The organism is Sinosporangium album, assembly GCF_900100605.1.
In the GTDB taxonomy this organism is placed as follows: domain Bacteria; phylum Actinomycetota; class Actinomycetes; order Streptosporangiales; family Streptosporangiaceae; genus Sinosporangium; species Sinosporangium album.
On record NZ_FNCN01000002.1, the window covers coordinates 115,035 to 129,575 of the forward strand.

11 protein-coding genes are annotated in these 14,541 nt (G+C 69.9%); 8 read left to right on the forward strand and 3 right to left on the reverse strand.

Annotated elements, in window-relative coordinates; genetic code table 11:
• Positions 1-16: 16 nt before the first annotated feature.
• Complete coding sequence (locus BLQ73_RS02260) at positions 17-1,555, reverse strand: NAD(P)-binding domain-containing protein (RefSeq protein WP_093167729.1); 1,539 nt, start codon at positions 1,553-1,555, stop codon at positions 17-19.
• Between the two features lie 193 nt (positions 1,556-1,748).
• On the reverse strand, positions 1,749-6,539 hold the full coding sequence (locus tag BLQ73_RS02265) for an Lhr family helicase (protein ID WP_245690725.1): 4,791 nt from the start codon (positions 6,537-6,539) through the stop codon (positions 1,749-1,751).
• A 248-nt stretch (positions 6,540-6,787) separates the two neighbouring features.
• Here BLQ73_RS02265 and BLQ73_RS02270 point away from each other — a divergent pair, with 248 nt between their 5' ends.
• The 4 genes from BLQ73_RS02270 (at position 6,788) to BLQ73_RS02285 (ending at position 9,846) form a co-directional block, all read left to right on the forward strand.
• Positions 6,788-6,982 carry a DUF3046 domain-containing protein gene (locus BLQ73_RS02270; RefSeq protein WP_093167733.1) on the forward strand — a complete coding sequence of 65 codons (195 nt, stop codon included), beginning with the start codon at positions 6,788-6,790 and terminating at the stop codon, positions 6,980-6,982.
• Positions 6,983-7,054: 72 nt separating this feature from the next.
• Positions 7,055-7,612 carry a hypothetical protein gene (locus BLQ73_RS02275; RefSeq protein WP_093167735.1) on the forward strand — a complete coding sequence of 186 codons (558 nt, stop codon included), beginning with the start codon at positions 7,055-7,057 and terminating at the stop codon, positions 7,610-7,612.
• Between the two features lie 383 nt (positions 7,613-7,995).
• Positions 7,996-8,607, forward strand: coding sequence for a copper chaperone PCu(A)C (locus BLQ73_RS02280; protein ID WP_093168141.1), 612 nt, complete (start codon positions 7,996-7,998; stop codon positions 8,605-8,607).
• Between the two features lie 15 nt (positions 8,608-8,622).
• Positions 8,623-9,846 carry a Dyp-type peroxidase gene (locus BLQ73_RS02285; protein WP_093167737.1) on the forward strand — a complete coding sequence of 408 codons (1,224 nt, stop codon included), beginning with the start codon at positions 8,623-8,625 and terminating at the stop codon, positions 9,844-9,846.
• Positions 9,847-9,966: 120 nt separating this feature from the next.
• On the opposite strand, the gene BLQ73_RS02290 is transcribed toward BLQ73_RS02285, so the two are convergent.
• On the reverse strand, positions 9,967-10,239 hold the full coding sequence (locus tag BLQ73_RS02290) for a hypothetical protein (protein ID WP_093168143.1): 273 nt from the start codon (positions 10,237-10,239) through the stop codon (positions 9,967-9,969).
• A 361-nt stretch (positions 10,240-10,600) separates the two neighbouring features.
• Here BLQ73_RS02290 and recA point away from each other — a divergent pair, with 361 nt between their 5' ends.
• From recA to BLQ73_RS02310, 4 genes are all read left to right on the forward strand, one after another.
• On the forward strand, positions 10,601-11,746 hold the full coding sequence (gene recA / locus BLQ73_RS02295; RefSeq protein WP_093167739.1) for a recombinase RecA: 1,146 nt from the start codon (positions 10,601-10,603) through the stop codon (positions 11,744-11,746).
• Between the two features lie 59 nt (positions 11,747-11,805).
• Positions 11,806-12,708, forward strand: coding sequence for a recombination regulator RecX (gene recX, locus BLQ73_RS02300; RefSeq protein ID WP_093167741.1), 903 nt, complete (start codon positions 11,806-11,808; stop codon positions 12,706-12,708).
• A 903-nt stretch (positions 12,709-13,611) separates the two neighbouring features.
• Positions 13,612-13,824, forward strand: coding sequence for a WCX domain-containing protein (locus BLQ73_RS33775; protein WP_093167743.1), 213 nt, complete (start codon positions 13,612-13,614; stop codon positions 13,822-13,824).
• Between the two features lie 56 nt (positions 13,825-13,880).
• Positions 13,881-14,369 (forward strand): VOC family protein, encoded by a 489-nt coding sequence (locus tag BLQ73_RS02310; protein WP_093167745.1) that lies wholly within the window; start codon positions 13,881-13,883, stop codon positions 14,367-14,369.
• Positions 14,370-14,541: the final 172 nt, after the last annotated feature.

Here is a 14,541-nt window from a genome sequence, read left to right on the forward strand (position 1 = left end):
GCCTCCCTCACCCGGTTCAGCTCGGCGGCGTGCCCGCCACGACCTCCTTCAGGAACGCCCGGAGCGGGGCCACATGCCGGTCCTCGCGCCGCCACTGCGCGAGGAGGTCCTCCAGCAGGTGCAGCTCACCGACCTGCCGCCCCCGGTGGTGGAGGCGCACCACCGGGTGGATGAACGCGCTCTCGGCCGCCCGCTCGGGCACCGGGTGGCGCTCCACGGCGAACACGTCGGGATAGTCCTCCCGCCCCCAGCGCAGCGTCACCGTCACCAGCGTGTCCGCGTGATTGAAACGTTCCACGGCATAGTCCTCCGGCAGATCCTCGTAATGGGCCACCCGGTCCCCCTCGAAGACCAGCGCGTCGCACAGATACTCGAACTGCGTCCAGAGCGCCGAACTCCAATTCACCCGGTCCAGGATCGCGCCCGTGAGCACGTCGGGATCGGCTTCCACGACGGTGTACGGCAAAGGCACACCGTCGTAGCGCTCCGCCAGCAGCCTGTCCAGCGTGCGGAGGTTGTAGCGGAACCCGTCGATGAACGCCGACGACGCCCGCTTGAAATCACGCGCCTGCATCAGCGTCCCCGCGAAGAACAGGTCGGGGAGATTCGCCGACTCCCAGGCGGGCGTCACCGCGGGAAGGCGGCCGGCGCGGACCGTCTCCGGTTTCTCCTCGAACAGCCCGGTGTCCATGGTGAACCCCGTGCAGCGCAACACCGCGTCGTATTCCAGCGTCGCCGTCTCGCCGTCGGCGTGTGTGTAGACGATGTCCACAAGGAAGCGGTCGTCGTCCTTCGCGATCCGCCTGATCTCGCAGTCGAGCAGCGAATGCAGCGTCTTGAACTGGTAGCTGTCGAGGAAAGCGCCGTACATCCCGCGCACGTCGCCCGGATGCTTGGTGTTCCACGCCAGCCGGATCGGGCGGGGACTCGCCAAGTGCACCATCGACGCGTGCCCCAGCAGCGCCGCCGCGGTCTCGAACGCCGAGTTGCCCTTGCCGACGACGAGCACGCGCTTGCCGGCGTACGGCTCATGCCGTACGTCCATGTGCTCGTAACCCGTGGCGTGTTCGATCCCGGGCACGTCCGGAACGTGCGGCCCGCCCCACCCCGCCGCCACCACCAGCACGGCGCACCGGACCGTGGCGCCTTGGCGTGTCGTCAGCTCGTAGCCGGAGTCCACGCGGCGGACCTTCACCACGTCCATGCCGAACGCGACGTTCAGCCCGTGCTTCACCTGGAAATCGGCGAGGTAGCGGCGGAGATCGTCGGGAGAGGGGAAGTATTCCCGGCTGTATTCCGGGAACAGCAGGTCGGGGTCGTCGTTGAGCAGCGAATTCCAGTCCCAGCGGAGCCGGATCTCCGGATCCTCGCTGTCCACATGCACTTTGTTGAGGGAGATCAGCCTGCGATGGCGGGGGTAGCGGGAGAAGAACGAACCCGGGGCCTCCTCGCGCTCCACCACCAGGTAGTCGGCTCCGCGCCGGCCCAGGAAATACGCCAGCTGCAGTCCCGCAGGACCTGCGCCGAGCACGACATAACGATGCTCCACGACCACAGGGGGAATCCTTCACTTGAGGGTGGCCAACCCCGCGTGGATACCCGCCCACGCTCCCAGCCATCCGCACTCTGCCGCCTATCGCCCCCCTTGTCCCCTTGGTGTGGGGTCTGCGGGTGTGGTGTATGGCCCGTCCCCCGGAGGTCGTCGACGGGTCTCGTGACCTATGGCGCGCTTCTCCTCGGGCCGGACCTCAGGCGCGGAGGCGCAGCCCGCGGGGGGTGGGGTGGAACCCCGCGGCTTCGAGGGCGGCCGCCAGCGGCGACTCGTGGATGGCCACGCCGTCGGCGCGTTCGACGGTGAGCTTGCCCAGGGCTCCGCCGTGAACGGCGAGGGCCAAGGCGTCCACGGCCGGTTGCAGCCGGTCGTCTTCGATGAACGACAGCAGGGTCTTTCCGCCGCGTTCCACGTAGAGCGCGAGCCGGCCGTCCACGATCACCACGAGCGCGCCCGCCTTGCGGCCCGGCCGGTGGGTGATGTCGGTGAGCCGGTCGGGCCAGGGGAGCGCCGCGCCGTAGGGGTTGGCGGGGTCGGCGGCGGCCAGGACCACGGCGCGCGGGGCCTCCCGGCCGGGGGCGGCTTCCGAGACGGAAACCCCCGAGGGGGCCAGCGCGCGCATGCGGTCGACGGCTCCGGACAGGGCGAACTGCGCGCCGCCGAGCCCTTCGACGAAGTAGCCTCGCCTGCACCGCCCGCTCTCTTCGAATGCCCGCAAGACCGGATAGACCCCTGCGAAGCCCCCGGAGAGGCGCTCTGCGGCGACCGCGCCGCGCGTCACCACGCCGTGCCGTTCCAGCAGCACCTCGGCTTGGGCGTGAGCCCGGCCCGTCGCATTGCGCGAAGGCTCGGGCAGCAGCCACCAGCGGCCCGCTGCAGTCGGCGGACCGGTGCGCGTGGGCAGCACGACGCGTCTGCGGCGCCCGCCCGCCGGCCTGTGCGCGGGGCGTCCGGCTCCGAGGGCCGAGCGCAGCGGGGCGAGGGTGTCGCCCGACACCCGCCCCGACCACACGAGATCCCACAGCGCGGTGACCAGCGCCTGGTCGTCCAGCGAGCCGAGGCGGTCGGACAGACCGCGGAAGAAGAGCGCCCCTCCGCCCGCGAGCACCTCGACCAGCCTCTCGTGGAGCGGCGTCGACGTGATCTCGACGGGGTCGGGCAGCAGCAGGGGAGCGGTGTCGGCGAAATAGAGCGCGACCCAGCCGTCACCGCCCGGAAGCCCGCCCTGCCCGGCCCAGATCACCTCACCGGAAGCGGTCAACTCGTCGAGCATGGCGGGGGAGTAGCCAGGCACCCGGCTCGGGAGGACCAGCGTCTCCAAGGCGGACGCGGGCACCGCGGCGCCCTGAAGCTGCTCGACGGCGTTGACCAGGGCGTCCATCGCCCTACCCGCCGACCAGGCGCGCCCCGCCGGCGCCCGGGACTCCCCCTGCGCTGCCGCGTCGCCCAGACCCGAGGCGACCCCCTGCCACACCGGGGCGAACACCGCCAGCGTCTCCGGAGGGACAGGCTCGACCTCGCGGCGCAACCGCGCGAGCGAACGCCGCCGCAGCATGCGCAGCACACCCGAATCGCACCACTCCTCGCCTCGGCCGCCCGGACGGAACTCCCCGCCGACCACCCGGCCCGCCCCGGCGAGACGGGTGAGCGTGTCGGCCACGATCGCGACGCCGAGCCCGAACCGCGCGGCGGCCGTGGCCGCGGTGAACGGCCCCCGGGTGCGGGCATGGCGGGCGATCAGGTCTCCCAGCGGGTCGTTCACCGGTTCGAGGAAGGCGTGGGGCACCCCGACGGGCAGCGGCGTCCCGAGCGCGTCGCGCAGACGCGACGCGTCCTCGACCGCCGCCCACTGCTCCTCGCCGGCGACGCGCACCCGCAGGGCCCGCCTCGTTCTCTCCAGCTCGCCCAGCCACGCCGGATCCCCGCCGCGCACGCTCACATCCGCGTCGAGTAGAGGGCCGTGCGACCGGAGCAGATCAGCGAGATCCTCCACATCGCGCAACGGGCGCTCCAGCTTGGCCAGCTCACGCTCGGCGTCGGCGATCACCTCCGGGTCGAGCAGCTCGCGAAGGTCGGCCTGCCCGAGGAGCTCGGCGAGAAGCGAGGTGTCCAGAGCGAGCGCCTGCGCCCTGCGTTCGGCGAGCGGTGCATCCCCCTCATACATGAACGCGCCGACATAGTGGAACAGCAGCGATACCGCGAACGGCGAAGCCTGCGCGGTCTCGACCTCCACCACCCGGACCCGGCGCGCCGCGATGTCACGCATGAGCCGCACCAGGCCGGGCACGTCGAACACGTCTTGCAGACATTCGCGCATCGTCTCCAGCACCACCGGGAACGAGCCGTAACCGCTCGCCACCTTCAACAGGTGCGCCGACCGCTGACGCTGCTGCCACAAGGGGGACCGTTTCCCCGGGACGCGGCGCGGAAGGAGCAGCGACCGGCCCGCGCATTCCCGGAACCGCGCGGCGAACAGCGCCGACCCGCCCAGCTCCTCCGTGACGATCTGTTCGATCTCCTCGGGGTCGAACGCGGCCACGTCGGACGGCGGATCCGACAGCGTGTCCGGAATGCGAAGGATGATCCCGTCGTCGGAGTGGACCGCCTGCACGTCCACCCCGTAGCGTTCGCGCAGCCGCCGGTCGATCGCGAGCGCCCACGGCGCGTGCACCCGCGCGCCGTACGGCGAATGCACCGCCACCCGCCAGTCCCCGAGCTCGTCGTGGAACCGCTCCACCACCAGCGTGCGATCGTCGGGGACGTGCCCGGTCGCCTGGCGCTGCTCGGACACGTAGGCGAGAAGGTTGCCCGCGGCGAACTCGTCGAGCCCGGCGGCGCGCACCCTCTCCTCGGGCGCGGCCGACTGCGACACCTCGCGTATGAACGCGCCGATGGCACGCCCGAGCTCAGCCGGGCGGCCCGGCGTGTCACCGATCCAGAACGGCAGCTTCCCCGGCTGTCCGGGCGCGGGGGAGACCAGGACGCGATCCGCGGTGATGTCCTCGATCCGCCACGATGTCGCACCGAGCACGAAGACGTCGCCGACCCTCGACTCGTAGACCATCTCCTCGTCCAGCTCGCCGACGCGCGAACCCCGCTCGCCCACCAGGAACACCCCGAACAGCCCCCGGTCCGGGATCGTGCCCCCGCTGGTCACCGCGAGCCGCTGCGCTCCAGGCCGCCCCCGCAGCGTGCCGGTCACCCGATCCCACACCAGCCGCGGGCGCAGCTCGGCGAACTCCTCGCTCGGATAGCGCCCGGCGAGCATGTCGAGCGTCGCCTCCAGGGCCGATCTCGGCAGCGTCGCGTAAGGAGCGGCTCCGCGCACCACCGTCTCAAGGTCGTCGACGGTCCACTCGTCGAGGGCCGTCATCGCCACGATCTGCTGCGCGAGCACGTCGAGCGGATTGCGCGGATAACGCAGCTCCTCGATCGCCCCCGCCCGCATGCGCTCCGCGACCACGGCCGTCTGGATGAGGTCGCCACGGTATTTCGGGAAGATCACCCCCCGTGACACCGCCCCCACCTGGTGGCCCGCCCTGCCCACGCGCTGCAGACCGCTGGCCACGCTCGGGGGCGCCTCCACACACGCCACCAGATCGACCGACCCCATGTCGATGCCGAGCTCCAGGCTGGACGTCGCCACCACGGCGGGCAGCCGCCCCGACTTGAGCGCCTCCTCGATCTGGGCCCGCTCCTCCTTGGACACAGAGCCGTGGTGCGCCCGCACCACCTCGGGAAGCGCCCCGCGCGAGGCCCCCGCCTGGGCCATCATCTCCGCCGGCATGCCCCCGGCCGGCCCATTCCACCCCGCGGCGCCGGGGGACTCCGCGACACGGCGCGTCCCGTCGGGCTCCGCGGCAGGGGCACCTCCCGCGCCGTCCGCCAGGGGGAAACCGACCTGGACGGCACCCCCCTGCGCGCTCCCGGCACCGCCGGCCGGATCCGGCGCGCGGCGGCCGAGGTCTCGCTCGTAGGACAACTCGTTGAGCCTCGTGCACAGCCGCTCGGCCAGCCGCCTGGAGTTGGCGAACACGATCGTCGACCTGTGGGCCTCGATGAGGTCGAGCAGATGCTCCTCGACGTGCGGCCATATGGAACGCCGCGTGTCGGGAGTCCACGGATCGCCGTCTTGCGACGCGGGGCGCGGCGGCCGGTCCACCTCGGTCATGTCCTCCACCGGCACGACGACGTCGACCTCAAGTCGCTTGTCCGAGGGGGGTTGCACCACGGTGGCCGGCCTTGGGCCGCCGAGGAACGCCGCCACCTCGCCCACCGGGCGCACGGTCGCCGACAGGCCGATGCGCTGAGCCGGCCGGGGAAGCAGGGCGTCAAGCCGCTCCAGGCTCAGGGCGAGGTGCGCGCCGCGCTTGGTGGACGCCACCGCGTGCACCTCGTCGACGATCACCGTCTCGACGCCGCGCAGCGCGTCTCTGGCCTGCGAGGTCAGCAGCAGGAACAGGGACTCCGGCGTGGTGATCAGGATGTCGGGAGGCTTCGTGGCGAAGCGCCTGCGGTCTTCGGCGGGAGTGTCACCCGACCGGATCGCCACCGAGATGTCGGGCGCCGGCACACCGAGGCTCCCGGCCGCCTGGCGCAACCCCGCCAGCGGCGCGCGCAGGTTGCGCTCGACGTCGACCGCGAGCGCTTTGAGAGGCGACACGTAGACGACCCGGCACACGCGCGCGGCGGCCGAGGCGTCGCCCTTCGCGCCCCACCTGCCCGAGCGCGCGGCATGGGCGGGGTCGGCGGACGGGCCGGTCCTCCCCTCACCCGCGGCCCCCGCCTCCGACCGGCTGGACGCCAGCCGGTCGAGCGACCAGAGAAAGGCCGCCAGCGTCTTGCCGGAACCGGTCGGAGCAACCACCAGCGTGTTGTCTCCGCGCGCGATCGACTCCCACGCCCCTTCCTGCGCGGGGGTGGGCGAGGCGAAGGCACTCTGGAACCAGTGCCTGGCCAGATGGCTGAAGTGGTCGAGCGAGCTCACAGGCCCAGTCTGCCTTCCCCCACCGACAGAACCGGCCGCCCCCGAACCCCGGTCGCCCCGCATGCCGCATGGACCCCAAAAGTCACCATGCTCCGGCCATGTGCTCCGGCCATGTGCTTAGGCCGAACGCGTCGCCCGGCCACCGCCGTGTTCCGCCGTGCGCTGCCGTACGGCTCGCGCCCCCGACCGGGCGGGCGGCACAAGTAGCGGCGGAACCGTGCGGAGGGAATCGGTGCCAGACTGAGGGGATGCGCTTGACGGAGTTCTGGAACCGAATGCACGCCCATTTCGGTGAGGCGTATTCCGAGTCGTGGGCGCGTGACTACGTGATCGCCGAGCTCGGCGGGCGCACCGTGGTCCAGGCGTTGGCCGACGGCGAATCGGCCAAGCGCGTGTGGCGGGCGGTGTGCCTCGTCACCGACGTCGATCCCAAGCTGAGTTGAGGCGCTGAGGCTCCGCCTTCGCGGGCGGCGCGTCGCCGGACCGTGCCCCGCGCGTGGAATGATGGCGGCATCATGCCCGCGACTTTGCCGTTCCGACTCACCAGGGCCGCCGCTTTCGCCGTGGTCTGTGCGGGGCTGAGCGTGGCCGCGCACGTGTTCGCCGGTGGGGCGCTGTCCGGGTCGGGCGTGGTCGTTGCGCTCGCGCTGGCCTTCGCGAGCGCGTTGCCGCTGTCCGGGCGTGAGCGCACGCTGCGAGTGATCCTTCCATTGCTCACCCTGCTGCAGATCGTGTCGCACTTGATGCTCACGATGACGCACGGCATGGCCGAGGGCATGGCGGTCGGCCACATGCATGCGGGTTTGATGCCCGAGGTCGGCATGCTCGTCATGCACGGGTGGGCGATCGGGCTGACCGGCTTGTGGCTTGCCCGAGGCGAAGCCGTTCTCTGGGCGCTGCTGAGGAGGGTCGGAGCCCGTCTGCGCGTGCCCGTGATCGAAGTGGTCCAGCCGACCTCCCCGTGGCTGCCGGGGCCTCACGCGCACGAACCGCGGGTCCTCACGTCGGCGCTGCTGCGTTACACCGCTCCTCAGCGCGGGCCGCCGAGGAGCCTCACCGCCGCCTCGGCCTGATCGCCGCGCCGGATCAGGTGCCGGATCACGCGCCCGAGCACGTCCGGGACACGCGCGCGAGCACGTGCCGGATCACGTGCTCGATCAGCGACTGATCAGCGCCTGATCATTTGTCGGTCACGTGCTTGGTCGTGCGTCCGGTCGCCGTGCCGGGTCGCCGTGCCCGGCCGCCGGTCTTCTCCACGGACCCGGCGACGTCCGAAGCCGAGGTGTCACCGCGCTTTCCAACCCGCCCCTCACCTTGAGGCGGGTGTGCCGACCACCCTACGGGTGCTCGGTGAACGAGCCAGTTGACGACTCCGGCGTCCGCCGTACCGCGTGCGACTCCTTCGACGTAAGGAGTCCCGCAGGTATGCCGTGACGCGCCAGTGAAAGGCATGCACATGCACCTTCGTCGTAATGCGACATGCGCTCTCCTCTTCGCCGCCGTGATCGCGGTGGCGGGATGCGGTTCCCAGGGCACCAACACCGCGACCGGCGACGCGTCCTCCTCGAACACGCCCGCCGCGGCCTCTCCCGCAGCGGCCTCTCCTGCGGCAGCCGGTACGGTCACCATGACCGACCCCTGGGTGAAAACCATGAAGTCCGGTATGACCGCCATGTTCGGGACCATTGTCAACAACACCGACGCCGCGGTGACCGTGGTCTCGGCGTCGACCCCCGTCTCGCCACGGGTGGAGCTTCATGAAGTGGTCGACGACGGCGGCAAGTCGGTCATGCGCCCGAAAGAGGGAGGCTTCGCCGTGCCCGCCAAGGGCACACATCTTCTCGAACCCGGCGCCGACCACATCATGGTCATGGACGTGAAGGACCCCATCAAGCCCGGCGACGAGGTCGCCTTCACCCTCACCCTGAGCAACGGGAACAAGGTCGAGATCAAGGCCGTGGGCAAGGACTTCGCCGGCGGCAACGAGAGCTACGACCCCGGGAAGTCCGGCGACCACAGCGACCATAGCGGCCACGGTGAGTCCGGAAACTCCGGCGGACACGGCTGACGGTGAATCAGACCCATGCAGAATTCACACGACGACCGGCCTGAGCCGTACCGGCGGGGAGTGAGCCGTAGAGGTCTGCTCGCCGGCGGCACGGCGGCTGCGGCCTCCCTCGTGGCCACCGCCTCCGGAGGCCGGGCCGAGGCCGAGGCGGGCGCTGTGCCGTACGGCAAGGCCGTCGAACCCTTCCACGGCCCCCACCAGGCGGGCATCGCCACAACACCCCAGACCTATGCCGTCTTCCTCGGCTTGGACCTGCGCGAAGGGACCGACCGCGAGGCGCTTGTCCGTCTGATGCGGTTACTCACCGACGACGCACGGCGGCTGGTCGAAGGACGGCCCGCGCTGGCGGACACCGAGCCCGAGCTGGCGGTGCTGCCGGCGAAGCTGACCATCACGTACGGCTTCGGCCCGGGATTCTTCGCGGCGGCGAAACTCGACCACCAGCGTCCGGAGTCCCTGCGGGCTCTGCCGCCCTTCAAGATCGACAAGCTGGAGAAGCGGTGGAGCGGCGGCGACCTGCTCGTCCAGATCTGCTGCGACGACGGGGTCACGCTCTCCCACGCCCTGCGCATGATCGTGAAGGATGTGCGGTCGTTCGCCTCGGTCCGCTGGACCCAGCGCGGATTCCGGCGCAGTCCGCAGGTCGAGGCGCCCGGATTGACACAACGCAACCTCATGGGCCAGCTCGACGGCACGGTCAATCCCAAACCCGGCACACCTGACTTCGCAAGAGCGATATGGGTGTCCGAGGGGCCGGAGTGGCTGCGGGGCGGCACCACCCTGGTGCTCCGGCGTATACGCATGGAACTCGAAACCTGGGACGCCGTCGACCGGGTGGCCAAGGAGTTCTCCGTAGGGCGCAGGCTCGACACGGGCGCACCGCTCACCGGCCGTGCCGAGCTCGACCCGCCGGACTTCACGCGGCTCAACTCCCTGGGGTTTCCGGTGATCTCCGAGTTCTCCCATGTGCGGAGAGCGCATGTCGCGGATGCCGGGATGCGGATCTTCCGTCGTGCGTACAACTACGACGAGGGGCTCACCGCCGGGGGCCGTTCGGACGTCGGCCTGCTCTTCGCGTCATACCAGGCGGACATAGACCGGCAGTTCGTGCCCATCCAGAGGAGACTCGCCGAGGTCGATCTGCTCAATGAGTGGACGACACCGATCGGTTCGGCGGTCTTCGCCATACCGCCCGGCTGTTCACCGTCCGGGTGGATCGGCGACACGCTTCTGTCGTAGGAGGCGGCGCCCCCTTCCGGCACCTGCCTTCCGGCGCCTGTCTTCCGACGGCGCTGGAAGGGGGGGCGGAGAGTGGCGTCGTGGTGGTGGCCCGTGCCGTACGGTGCGGGCCACCACGCGTCAGGTCGGCGGGTCGGCGAGGGCTTTTCGGAGGAGTTCCACGGTCGTGGTCGTCGCGTCGGCTTTCGCCTGGCCGTTGGGCGACCAGAGGAACAGCCACCCGTCCTTGGTGGGGGTAGCGAAGATGATCGTCTGTTTGCCTGTCGTGGGATGCCAGACCCAGAGCATGGGATCCTCGCCCCCTAGAAGGCGGCCGACGAGCCCGTACTCCGGTAGCTGAGCGGCGAGCGTTTCGAGATGGGTGCGGCGTTGCTGGGTGTACGTGCTGGTCACGTTGGGCACCTCGGGGTTCGTCTCCCTTCAGGATCGCCGCAGGTCGGCACCGTGGCAACAGGGGCGGGAGAATGCCCGACCACGTCGCCATGCGCGTATGTCCCGCACGCTCAGATGTACCCCTGATCTTGTACGGCGAAGCCACTGCGCCTCGCCCGTGCCTCGCCTGCGCCCTATTCGCGGCCCGCCCGCCGAGGGCCTCGGCCAGGGCGCCTCGCCCGGCGTGTTCGCACGTTGATCGAACAATCGTTCGGCTATTATGAATGAGTCGCCGTCGATGCGTGCCGTCCCGGAAACTGTCGGTGGCAGGCCGTAGCTTTCTCTCCACTGACCAGATCCACAACCCTCTGGGGGGGCTCCCATGGCTAACAACGACCGAGAGAAGGCCCTTGAGACCGCCCTCGCCCAAATCGAGCGGCAGTTCGGCAAGGGCTCCGTCATGCGCCTCGGCGAGGACGCGAGGGCCCCGATCGAGGTGATCCCGACGGGGGCGATCGCGCTCGATGTCGCCCTGGGCATCGGTGGTCTGCCGAGGGGGCGCGTCGTCGAGATCTACGGCCCGGAGTCGAGCGGTAAGACCACGGTCGCCCTCCACGCGGTGGCCAACGCTCAGCGGGCCGGCGGCATCGCCGCGTTCGTCGACGCCGAGCACGCGCTCGACCCCGAATACGCGAGGAGGCTCGGCGTCGACACCGACGCCCTGCTGGTCTCGCAGCCCGACACCGGTGAGCAGGCGCTTGAGATCACCGACATGCTGATCCGCTCGGGCGCCATCGACATCGTCGTGATCGACTCGGTGGCGGCGCTGGTGCCCAAGGCCGAGATCGAGGGCGACATGGGTGACAGCCACGTCGGCCTTCAGGCCCGCCTGATGTCCCAGGCGCTGCGCAAGCTGACCGGTGCCATCAGCTCGACCCGCACCACGGCCATCTTCATCAACCAGCTCCGTGAGAAGGTCGGCGTCATGTTCGGCAGCCCGGAGACGACGACGGGTGGCAAGGCGCTCAAGTTCTACGCGTCCGTCCGCCTCGACGTGCGGCGCATCGAGACCTTGAAGGACGGCACCGAGCCCGTCGGCAACCGCACACGGGTCAAGGTCGTGAAGAACAAGTGCGCTCCGCCCTTCCGCCAGGCAGACTTCGACATCCTCTACGGCTTCGGCATCTCCCGTGAGGGCGGCCTCATCGACATGGGTGTCGAGCACGGCTTCGTGCGCAAGTCCGGCGCTTGGTACACCTACGAGGGCGAGCAGCTCGGCCAGGGCAAGGAGAACGCGCGCAACTTCCTGAAGAACCACCCCGACACCGGCAACGAGATCGAGAAGAAGATCAAGGAGAAGCTCGGGGTCGGTCCTCGCGTCGACGCCCCCGCCGCCGAGCCGGCCAAGACCGCCCCGCCGGCCGCCCCGGCCGCCCCTACCGCTGCCCCCGCCGCCCCGACCGGCCGCGCCGCAGGCGCCTCGGCCCGGGCCAGGGCAGCCGCCGCCCCTAAGCCGGGTGACGTCTGAGCGGTCACGACGCCTCGTCCCGCGACCCCGCCCCGGGGTCGCGGGACTGGGGGGCGTGGATGGACGCCGACCAGCCCGAGCCCACCGGCCGACTGCGCCGCAGCCGACCGGTGGGGCAAGGCCGCAAAGGGTGGCGGCGCGGCGGGTCCGAGGCCGATCCTCACACGGACACCCATGACGACCCTGGCCACGGCACGTCGGCGTCCGACCCCTTCGAAGAAGACGCCCGACCGCTCCGCCGCGGCACCCCCCGGAAGTCCACATGGGGCAAGGCCACCCGCCGTGCCCCCTCCGAGGGTGACCAAGGCGACCTGGATCCAGGTCGGGCTCATCCCGGCGCCGCCGACGGTCGGGGAGCCGACGATCGGCGGGCCTCAGGCAGGGGTGGCTTCGGTTCCGATGAAGAGTCGCGTAAGGGCAGCCGGGAGCGTAAGGCGGCTCTGGAGCGCGATCCGCATGCGCGTGCCCGAGAGATCTGTCTGAGGCTTCTGACCCTGGCACCCAAGACCAGAGCCCAGCTCGCCGATGCTCTGCGCAAACGCGAGATCCCCGACGACGTGGCCGAGGCGGTGCTGTCGCGGTTCTCCGAAGTGGGGCTGATCAACGATGAGGCGTTCGCCGAAGCCTGGGTGAATTCGCGCCACCATGGCCGCGGCCTCGCCCGGCGTGCCCTCGCGGTCGAGCTGCGCCGACGAGGTGTCGAGGACGACACGGTCAAGGAAGCCGTTGAACGGCTCGACCCCGACCAGGAGGTCGAAACCGCCCGGCGGCTTGTGGCCAGGAAGCTGGCCGCGACCCGCGGCCTCGCGCCCGACGCCCGGATGCGCCGCGTCGTCGGCATGCTGGCCAGGAAGGGTTACTCTTCCGGCCTCGCATACCGCGTGGCACGTGAAGCCATGGAAGCCGAAAACATTCCGGACGAGACGACAGGAGAAGAGCCCTACATCGGCGAGTGGTCATAGCCTTGCCCTCCGGCGGACCGGTCCGGCGTCAGAAGACCTGAATACGCGGGCAGGTCAAATATGGTCTCAACTCGGTACGGCAGGAGAATACGGTCTTGTAGGCGGAGTAAAGGTGCCGATTATTTACCCGGTACGGTTGTCGATTCGCTGGGTCTCTTGCCGCCGCCATAACCATGGCTTAATTTTCACACCGTGCCGCTCCTTGCGCGGATGAGGGGACCGGCGCCGCTATCTCGAACGCGGGATCCCAGGGAACTGTGTATGCAGAACGATTTTTCGGCTTCTGCGCATGAAGGGCGCCCCGCCGCGGCGGTACGCCGCGAGGAAATCAAAGCGGGGATCCTATGGTCATTTGAAGGTCCAGAGAGACCTTTCGCTACCGATGAATGCATGCATATGTGTTTGCCTGGGGGTGCAGATTTTCCCTGAGTCGGATCCGGCTCGCAGGGTGAACCGGGCCTCCATCCCTGCCTGTCGGTGTCACGGCGCGTCCATCTGACCTGGTCGGGCGACGGCGGTCACACGACGAGCCGGTTTTGGTGCCTTTCGGGCTGGGCCCCGATCGTGCTGGATGGGATGGCTCGGTAAGGCTGGTTCAGGGCATTACGGATAAGCCGATGGTGGCGATTTCTGTCATTCGTTGAGGAGTTTTCGAAGCCGAGCGCGCGATCTAGGTTCGCAGTGTGGCCGAAGCCAAGGGCAAGCGGGTGGGCCGCCCTATCGCACACCCCGCCGAAAAGATCGACTAAGCGCGCCTGTTTTAAGATGAGGACGACTCCCTGGAGCGGATCGGTGCCAATATCGGCATTCCCGCGGCCCCGCTTCCCCGATATCTATCAACCGCGCGCCATCATGCCTGACTTGGGACGGTGCCCATGCTTTCCGCACGCTCAGGTCGAGTGGGTGGCGAGCCGCCTCGGCGACACGGCGGACAAGCTGGAGCCGATCGACTCCGACACCTGCCGACTGTCCGGGCAGAGCGACAGCCTGGAGTGGCTCGTATTCCGGCTGGTCATGCTCGGCTGCGAGTTCGAGGTGCACGGGCCGCCCGAACTGGTCGACTACCTGCGCGAGATGGCCGCCAGAACACTTCGTGCCGTGGAGGACAGAAACTGACCTACATGAGGGCTAGCGTCGGTGGCACATTCCCGCATGCAAAGGAACCACCCGATATGTCTGTCAAGGCGATCCCCGAGGGCTACACGAGCGTCACGCCGTGGATCATCTCCCGCGACACGGCCGCGGTCATCGACTACATCCGGAAGGCGTTCGGCGCCGAGGAACTGGGCCGGGTGATCGACGCCCGCGGGGTGATCGGGCATGCGGAGGTCCGCATCGGGGATGCGATCGTGATGCTTTTCGACGGCGACCCGAGTTGGCCGGCGACGCCCGCGTTTCTCCGGCTGTACGTCGAGGACGCCCACGCCGTGCACCGCCAGGCGGTCGAGGCGGGAGGCGTCTCCGTCTCGGAGGTCACCCACCTGGCCTTCGGCGACCTGGTCGGGCGGGTGCGCGATCCGTTCGGCAATGTGTGGTGGATCCAGACCCGCATCGAGGACGTGACGCCTGAGGAAATGGAGCGACGCTTCGGCGACCCGAAGTTCACCGCGGCGATGGAATACATGCAGCGCCCCGAGACAGAGATTTTCCCTCGGAGCTGAACTACGACCGACCCGGGTACGGCGTGCCACGAGCGCGGTGCCTCAAAGGCCGACGAGGAGACCGAGGAGAAGGCCGACGGCGAAGAGTGGGCGGCGAGGCGAGCTGGACTCAGCTCTCTCCGGGCCTAGGGGGCCTTGCGGAGGAAGTCCAGGAGCGCCGGGACCATGGCCT